The 8,373-nt window shown below is 36.0% G+C and carries 4 protein-coding genes, 1 tRNA gene and 1 pseudogene; 4 read left to right on the top strand and 2 right to left on the bottom strand.

All coding sequences use genetic code 11. From position 1 onward, the window contains the following. Positions 1 to 390: 390 nt before the first annotated feature. On the bottom strand, positions 391 to 1,401 hold the full coding sequence (locus tag AC1DND_RS12340; protein ID WP_477581989.1) for a DUF6602 domain-containing protein: 1,011 nt from the start codon (positions 1,399 to 1,401) through the stop codon (positions 391 to 393). Between the two features lie 436 nt (positions 1,402 to 1,837). On the opposite strand from AC1DND_RS12340, the pseudogene AC1DND_RS12335 reads away from it, so the two are divergent. The 4 genes and pseudogenes from AC1DND_RS12335 (at position 1,838) to AC1DND_RS12320 (ending at position 7,703) form a co-directional block, all read left to right on the top strand. Further along, positions 1,838 to 1,957, top strand: a pseudogene (locus AC1DND_RS12335) (hypothetical protein). 169 nt (positions 1,958 to 2,126) lie between these two features. Continuing rightward, positions 2,127 to 3,281: a hypothetical protein gene (locus AC1DND_RS12330; protein ID WP_477581987.1), complete on the top strand. Its 1,155-nt coding sequence runs from the start codon at positions 2,127 to 2,129 to the stop codon at positions 3,279 to 3,281. Continuing rightward, on the top strand, positions 3,278 to 5,182 hold the full coding sequence (locus tag AC1DND_RS12325) for a hypothetical protein (RefSeq protein WP_477581985.1): 1,905 nt from the start codon (positions 3,278 to 3,280) through the stop codon (positions 5,180 to 5,182). The genes AC1DND_RS12330 and AC1DND_RS12325 overlap by 4 nt, the downstream gene beginning before the upstream one ends. A gap of 967 nt (positions 5,183 to 6,149) precedes the next feature. Further along, a complete protein-coding gene (locus tag AC1DND_RS12320; protein WP_477581990.1) occupies positions 6,150 to 7,703 on the top strand; it encodes a recombinase family protein in 1,554 nt (517 codons plus the stop codon). Here AC1DND_RS12320 and AC1DND_RS12315 read toward each other — a convergent pair. Further along, positions 7,660 to 7,736, bottom strand: a tRNA-Met gene (locus tag AC1DND_RS12315). The genes AC1DND_RS12320 and AC1DND_RS12315 overlap by 44 nt on opposite strands. Positions 7,737 to 8,373 lie beyond the last annotated feature (637 nt).

Genomic DNA, 8,373 nt, shown 5'->3' with positions numbered 1-8,373 from the left:
GTATTGAGCAACCATTAGATATATTATATCCCTGAAATAAAATGATACTTGCATTGTATTTGGTAGTCTCGGAAGTTGAAAACGATCGAAGAGCTTCAAATACCTTTTTCGGAATTGTCAACAGAAAACGAACTTTATGGGGCTGAAGCTGAATGAACCAAGATTGATTGATCCCCTCTAACCGGCAATAAAAATTGTTGTAAAGTTTTGATTTTCTGTCTGTTAGTCGATTGGCGAAGAGGGAACAAATCGATTGGGTCGTACACTTAGTTAAGAAAAACGATGTATTTCGTCAATACCGTTTATTTTAAGAGTTCTACGCAAAATCAGTCAGAAATATTATTTATTTAAGTTTAACGCGAAAGGACAATAAGGGATTATAGGTAAATTTTAGAGATATGGTTCCAAACCTTCAAAACCCTGAGCTTTCAGGATTGCCGCTGTTTGCTCTTGATATCTTTTGACAGCTTCGGGATCAAAATATCGCGTTTCTATGCAGCTTCCGTTTTCCCGTGCTGTAGAACCCATGCAGTGCAGGCTCGAAAGAACATGAGGCTGATAGGTATCCTTCAATAGGGCAAGGATATCAAATGCAAATTCTGAAAAATATGTTTCCGAATAATTCAAAAGTAGGCTGAAATATGCATCATCCCTATACCTCAGTGATTTCGATGTAGCCCAAAACGATAATGATGTACTTTGATCAGCTGCGGTATCAACGTTTTGATTCCTAAAAATTATTTTTCCGCAGTCGCGTTTGTATTCAGTTTCCGCTCGGAGTATAATGCCACCGAAGAATCTTCGGATCATTGTCGCATTCACCAGCTCATCCAATGCAGTAAAGTCTTTTTCATCCTCTTTTCGTAGTTCAAAAAATACTGTTGCGCAGAAGAAATTTCCGGGAAGATAGAGCTTGGCACGACTGTTTGGAGGGTCGACACGAGCGAGCAATGGCTTGAGCTTTGACAAGTGTTCAACTGCATCCTTTGCGGACTTTCTATTGAATGCAGATTTCACCTCTATGACCGCAAGGACATATTCTGCAGGGATTGCAAGTGATTTTCCTTGGTCAGAGGAATCGGGATTGTCTTCGATCCACAATACTGGGGATTCCAACTGATCGTATATGATCACATCATAATGAACCATATGCTCAGAACTTGAAATACCAGGTGAGATGATAAAGCCTGAGGTTACGCCATAACGTTTGGGAATGAACTCAGCTAACCATTTTCTAAATTCGCCTTCTGCTACAAGACCATGTCTGGTCTTTGCCTTTCTGTTACTTTCTTGCTCTTTTGCAATGTCATAAGCGTTGAGCATCCTGGTTCTGGCAGTCAGGAATTGTTTCCATCCCTGAGTTACCATTTGGGCACGAAGCGGTGATTTTTTACTGTCCATTTTAGCCTGTAAATTATAACTTAAAATAATGATTTATTACTTATTTCAATAATAAAAGTCCTAAATTAAAATTTATATAAATGATTCTTTTACCACTAATTTCATGTTCTGCGATACGCAGGATCTTTTAATTAAAGTATAACTCAAAGGGTGGCTCTAAATCACGCATTTATCAAATTTAACGAAACTTTTTTTGATGTGGTTTGAGACAAGATTTAATAGTTTTGATATTATGGCATGTTCGTCGAACCGCGCTTTTCATTTCAATCGCTCACGCAATTAAATCTAGTTTCCTTTTTAATATATGTCATAGCTTTCATTGAGATATTGTAATGACAGCTTAGATTTGAATTGTTATAATAAAATATAATACCTTAGCTAAAAAGACAATTAGATCACAAGATTGACAATGGAAAAATTTGTAAAAATTAAATAGATAATCACTGCAATTTAAGCAGTCGCAGAAAAATTCTATACTGCTGGTAACAGTGCAGCAGGAACTAGGGTTCGTAAGGCCATGCAGGAATTAAAAATCTTGGCTCAAGAAATAAAGTAACTGAGAAAAAAATAGCGATAAATAAAAAATACTTGTTCTGTGTAATTAAAAACTTTTTCTCATGATTGCTCCTCCCACTAAACTTTGCGATAGGTCATCTTTTAATTAAAATAAATAACTTATCTTGATCAAGTCGATAGTTCTATGAAATAAAAAATATTAAATCTTAATGGCTCTCAAAAACAAATCTCTCAGAAAGCAAACTCAATATTTTCTTGAAACGGAATACCCTAACCTGATTATTCAGGACAATTATCGGTCGATCAAAAATTGTCTGAAATATTTTAATGCCAAGAAAAATTGGTATTCGGTTATTTTTTTGGTCATAAGCATATTCTTGCTATTTAATAATCCAGTCGTGGATTGGTTAGCAAGTAAGATTCATATAGATTTTATTAAGTTCATAGAAATCAAAACTGTAGCGACTATTGTTGATCAACGTACTTCAAATATCGCGACGATCATAAGTATGACACTTGCCGTGATGGCGATGCTGTTTAGTAACATGGCAGTAAAAGAGCCATTCTTATATGAGCTATTGTATGAAAGATCACTGTTAAACTTTATCATTATCTATACACTAACGACTATTGGATGCTTAATATTCCTTGGTACCTTGCGCGAAACATTTACTGATCATGAGCATTACTATTATAATGCAATTCTGATCGGTTCTTATCTGGTGATGAGCATACTCGTTGGTATCGCACATTTATTCAGAACTGTTTACTATTTCATTAACACAAAAAATGTGCAGGATCTTTTGGAGAATGGTCTCATCTTGGAATCTAAAAAGAATATTTATGATGAACTTTTTAAACGTCACAGCAGTTTAATCTACAAAAAAATTATTCAAGCTGAGGGCTTAGTTCAATTTACTAATCATAATATGTTTAGAGCCGGAGTATCTCAGCAGGTGATAACTCAATTTAGCGCTGAGATAAATGATCGCAACTCATTATTAATATATGACGTTAATCTGGAAAACTTAAAGACTTTTGTTGAAAAGACAGTTTCGTACCCAAATAGATTTTATCAGGAGATTCAGCTCAATTCAATTGCGAAGATTCATGATGATGTGATCCTCATTGAAAAGGTACCCCTTACCGCAAGAAAAAAGTTTGGATACTACACTGAAATCTTCATTTTTAAACCTGCCAAAGATCTTAAGCCTGTTGATAACAGATATTATGATTATTTTGAAAAGAAGTACTATGAGGCAGTGGAGGACAAAAAACATAAAGAAGTTAAAAAGATTTTGGATGTTTTCGAAAAGCTAAATGATTTAAAACGCATCTATAACATAAAGGAGTCAGTTTTATGATATTCAATGAAATAAAGGAAATGGTTTCCAAGGGGGTTGAATTAGCAATCGAAAATAATGATCGCTACACACTGAACGAGTTGACTGCATTCATAGAAAAGATGCTGATAGATAGTGTGAAACATCTTGATGAGAAACAACATCTCGATTACATATACTTACCACCATCAATTAATAGGATGGTCATGGATAAAGTTGGCAGCCAAGATTTGCAAAACAAAGAACTTGGATCATATGCCCACACGATACCATCAAATATCTTAAAGGATTTGATGATGTTGCCAGACAATATTCGCTTTGCAAATGTTAAAGCAGAGAGTGATCTTGATACCGTTTATAATCAGTTTTATGAATGCTTTAATGCATTTAGTGCGATTCTATATCAATGTGTAGAGGCAAAAAATATCGGTGGGTTTAAAACAACAATATCTGATTTTACTGTCTCAAGCTCAAGAGCTGATAGAAGTGTTCAACATTTTCTCAATAGGTACAGTCTAGCTAGCAATGGACAGAGGTTTATTCTTGATCTAACCAAGGGTTTTCAAACCCTTCAACGCCGTATGCTGACTGGTATAAAATATTGGATAAACTTTTTGCGTTACGAGCAATTTCTCACAGCTTTTGAATTCAATGAAATTTCTGAATTAATCAGAATTCCTATAAATGAATCAAACCAATTGCTTGAAGATATAATATTTGTTTTCAATCTAAAGGGTAGCTATCTTAATTGGACAGAGTTTACGTTTTATGATTTAGTGATCGAACGAAGTAGATCAAAAGTATCACTACATGATTGGATGATGACGGGATTTCTAATTGAATGCCTGAGGAATGGATCATTTTTTATCAATTTTGATAGAGTTGATTCCAAACAGAAAAACGTCATATCAAGTCTTTATCAGTTTCTTTATGAAAAGGCCAAAGAAATGATTAAGAAACCCGAAAAGCTGATGTCGATTGTTGAACTTTCAACTTCTGATGCCCTAAATATAAGCCTGGAAAACATATTGAATGCATTCAAACCAGCTTTTCAGGAGCGTTATAAGGCAGTTGAAAACGAAGTAATGCACGCAGGCCTTAGTATTGAAAGAATAAATGAGTTTAAGAACCGTGCTTATGTCGCCTGGGAAAGGCAAGCTAGGATCAGAAAGATATTTGAGAGATGGGGCAATTACACTCAGATACCATCTCAAGGTCATGAACTGGTAAGGGTCGGAAAATCTAATTTTCTCGAAAGAGGTCGTATAGCCTTTATTGAAGGCAGTAGCTATTCGCGAATTATCGGATTAGAAGATTTAGCTGCTTTGGTAGGGCGTACTGAGGATGAAGTCTTTTTTCATCGCGTAGATCAAAGCTTACCAACGGTTATTACGGGAGGAAATGCTGTAGAAGTAATTCAAACGGCTATCTCTCGGCTAATAGATCGAGGAATTGAGGCTGATATTATTATCACTTCTCCCGAGTTTGCATATCAAAACGAAAAATTACTCTCCAGTCCAAATTTTGTCGCAATCGGAAATTTAATAACCGATGCACAGGATATCCAGTTCCTCAAAATTGGAACTTTTAATGACATTCCAGTATATACATCATTCGATCGCTTTGTAAGCAACAAGTTCTTAATTTGCAATTTCAGGAAAGCCTTTGAAATGGAGTATAAACTTAGTTTCAACAAAATTCAAGGTCCCCTGACTGTTTCAGTACGTGAGCCTGGATTTGAGGAAACAAAAATCAGATACTCTCAAAATCCGGAAACAGGGAGTCGTGTGATTAGTGGAGAATCGGTGGATGATGATGAAGCTTTGATCCTAATGCGCACTTCGATCATTATTGATTTGTGGAGTATTGTAGATTTTAAGATTTTAGATGTCAATGCATTTGTAGTTGCGGAACTCGGATAGTTATTGATTTTTCAGATTATCTTATAGTTCATTACTTAAAGCATTTCATAATGGTTAAAGTGAATAAGTTTTAATCTTCTATATAAGACATTAAATTTTTTTTATTTCTTCTAACTTAGCCAGATTTTGATCTGGTCTTTATAGCATTTTTTGAAAATTACTAGAACTTTTTTTATTTTTTGTGACAAATAGCAAAAATGGTCAAGCAAATTGTTTTATCAAATCTGGCTAAAGTTAACATGAATCGAAACGAAAATAAATACTATAAATTAGAGTTATATGAAGTAATCCTTTAACCACTCGGGTGTTTTGCAAGATGTATTTTTGTATACACAAAAAAATCTTGCGCCCTTGAGGTCGGGTATTTCCTCGGAACTCGGAAATACTTAAAACACTAATAAATCATCCAAAAATTCCGCAATATCCAATTTGTAATGTATTCTAAAAAAATGATGAAAGTAGGAAGTTATCTAAGTTTCGAGCAAAATTAACATCATAGTAGTTAAAGGCCTGAATAGTTTCTGCTATCATCCGCATTAATTTATCATCAAGATTGGAACGGATTTATAAAATGCTTTTACAACGGCCAGCGCTCACCTGTGGCTTGTGGACCCCACCATAGCGTAATGCTAATTTGCTTCTACCGATGAATTTTGATTTCAAAATTATCCGAATCACTCTTGTGAAAGAAAAGGTGTAAATCCAAATTGCATAATTCCAAAGTAGTACATATGGCAAAAAAAAACACTGGATCCCGAACGTAATATACAAATGATCACATAACGTGTAATTAATTTTAGGTTTATCCACAGCTTATGAGACATCTTCCGATAGCGCGAATTACCCCTGAGAAATTAATGGAAATGTTAAAGAAAAAAGGTGTAAAAATGTCTATAAATCAAGCGAAGGAAATCTTGGATTTGCTATATGTTTTAGCTATTTTGGAAGTAGAGCAAGTTTTAAAAAGATGATTACAGCAGATTTATACATTAGAGTAAGCACTGATGAACAGGCTGATAAGGGGTATTCGCAGCGCAATCAAGAAGAGGTTTTACAGAAATATTGTTTCGCCAGAGATATCAAGGTGAGGAAAGTTGTTTTTGAGGATCATTCCGCCAAAAGCTTCGTGCGGCCCGCATGGCAAAAATTATTGGCTGATCTAAAAAAGAAGAGAGGACAAACGGATTTGGTACTTTTCACCAAGTGGGACAGATTCAGCAGAAATGCGGGGGATGCCTATCAGATGATAAAAATTTTGGCTGATCTCGGTATAGAGCCTCAGGCCATTGAGCAGCCTCTTGATATCTCCATTCCCGAAAACAAAATGATGCTGGCTTTCTATCTCGCAGCTCCCGAAGTTGAGAATGATAGAAGAGCGCTCAATACTTTTCATGGAATGAGAAGAGCAAGGAAAGAAGGGCGATGGATGGGGCCYGCTCCCATAGGTTATACTAACAAGGTAACCGAAGACGGGCGAAAGTATATTTGTCCTGTAGAACCCCAAGCGTCAATAATGAAGTGGGTATATGACGAATTATCTACGGGTAAGTGGTTCATTGATCAGATCTGGAAGGCGGCATCAGATAAAGGGTTGAAGACAGGCAGAAAAAATTTTTGGCAGATTATTAGAAATCCCATTTACTGCGGTAGGATACCCATTGCGAAATACAAGGAGGAGGAAGCCCATACGGTTATGGGGCAACATAAAGCAATAGTTTCTGAAAGCATCTTTTATAAAGCTATGGATGTTTTGAACGGCAGAAACAAACCCAAAAAGACAACTATATCTTCTCCTGATGCGCTTCCCTTACGTGGCTTTCTGATATGTCCAAAGTGCGGCTACATGCTCTCAGGTAGTGCTTCAAAAGGTTATAGCAAGCACTATCACTATTACCATTGCTTTTCGAAATGTGGGGTGAGATATAATGCGGAAAAAGTCAATAAGCTTTTTGTGGAGGAATTAAAAAAGTATACTATAGATCCACTGTTACATGAGGCGTATGTAATGATTTTGAAACAGGTTTATCAAGCTTTTTCAAGTGAAGATAATAATGAATTATCCAATGTAAAAAAACAGTTGGAGGAGTTTAATGATAGAATTTCTAAGGCTAGGGACAAAATGCTCAATGATGTGATTCTTGATTTTGAGTACAGGAAAATCAAATCAGACTGTGAAAGAAATATCCTTATTCTTGAAAATAGACTTATTGATTTATCCAGGGGAAAAGAGAATATTGGTGAATTAATAGGAAAAGCGACTGGGTTGCTCAAAAACCTTCATGAAACATATATAGAGGCGGATTCTGAAGGAAAAAGGCGATTAATTAGTTCGATCTATCCTCAAAAACTCACTTTTGACGGAACACAACATCGAACTGTTCGAATGAATGAGGCTGTACGCGTTCTAGGTACTTTAAAGGCTGTTTTTGAGGGTAAAAAAAAGGGGSAAACCAAACAAAAATTTGATTTGCCCACTATGGTAGCGGGGAGCAGGATCGAACTGCCGACCTCAGGGTTATGAATCCTGCGCTCTAACCATCTGAGCTACCCCGCCGGGTAATATTTACTAAATAACGTAAATATCGATGTGGTTATTTTTAAGAGTTGCAAATATAGAATAAATATACATTCTATTAAAAAGAAATGTGAAAAATACTATAAAGCCTTATTGCTCAGTAAATTTGATTGTTTTTAAGAGGCTGTAATCGTTATTTGAGCCCTTAGGGGAGCCTGTTTTTAGAAGTAGATAACACCACAAAGGGCAGCATTTTGGCGGATACCGCAGAATTAACCGCATTTCTGGTCTTAGCATATGATCAAACCTATTGCTTACGGTATGTGCGAAAGATATTTCAGCTGGCCATTTGTGCTCATAAAATTGATGGTTTCAAAGATTGATTACCCCCTGGTGCTACCAAGTCATCCCCAAGGTAACTTTTTCCATAGCTGATATTCGCGAATCCTTTACCTTTTAGGTAATAAATTAGGTAACCCCAGGGTAAAGAAAAGGTAACCGTGGGGTAACCCTGGGGTTAACTTGGTGTACAGAAAGGGTAAACAAGTGGTAAACAAAGGGTAAAGAATAGGTAGAGAAAGGTAAACAAGGGGGGTAGAGAAAGGTAAACAACATTTTGCCTGTCCTACACTGAAATAATTTCAACAATTACCCGCCTTTCTTAACCATATAAGAC

The organism is Pedobacter sp. 01N416, from assembly GCF_056399685.1.
This window is presented reverse-complemented; position numbering and strand designations above follow the sequence as displayed.

Excerpts from the sequence above, each read along its gene's own strand:
- AC1DND_RS12330 (WP_477581987.1), top strand. The coding sequence starts at position 2,127 with ATGGCTCTCAAAAACAAATCTCTCAGAAAGCAAACTCAATATTTTCTT.
- AC1DND_RS12325 (WP_477581985.1), top strand. The coding sequence starts at position 3,278 with ATGATATTCAATGAAATAAAGGAAATGGTTTCCAAGGGGGTTGAATTA.
- AC1DND_RS12340 (WP_477581989.1), bottom strand. The coding sequence starts at position 1,401 with ATGGACAGTAAAAAATCACCGCTTCGTGCCCAAATGGTAACTCAGGGA.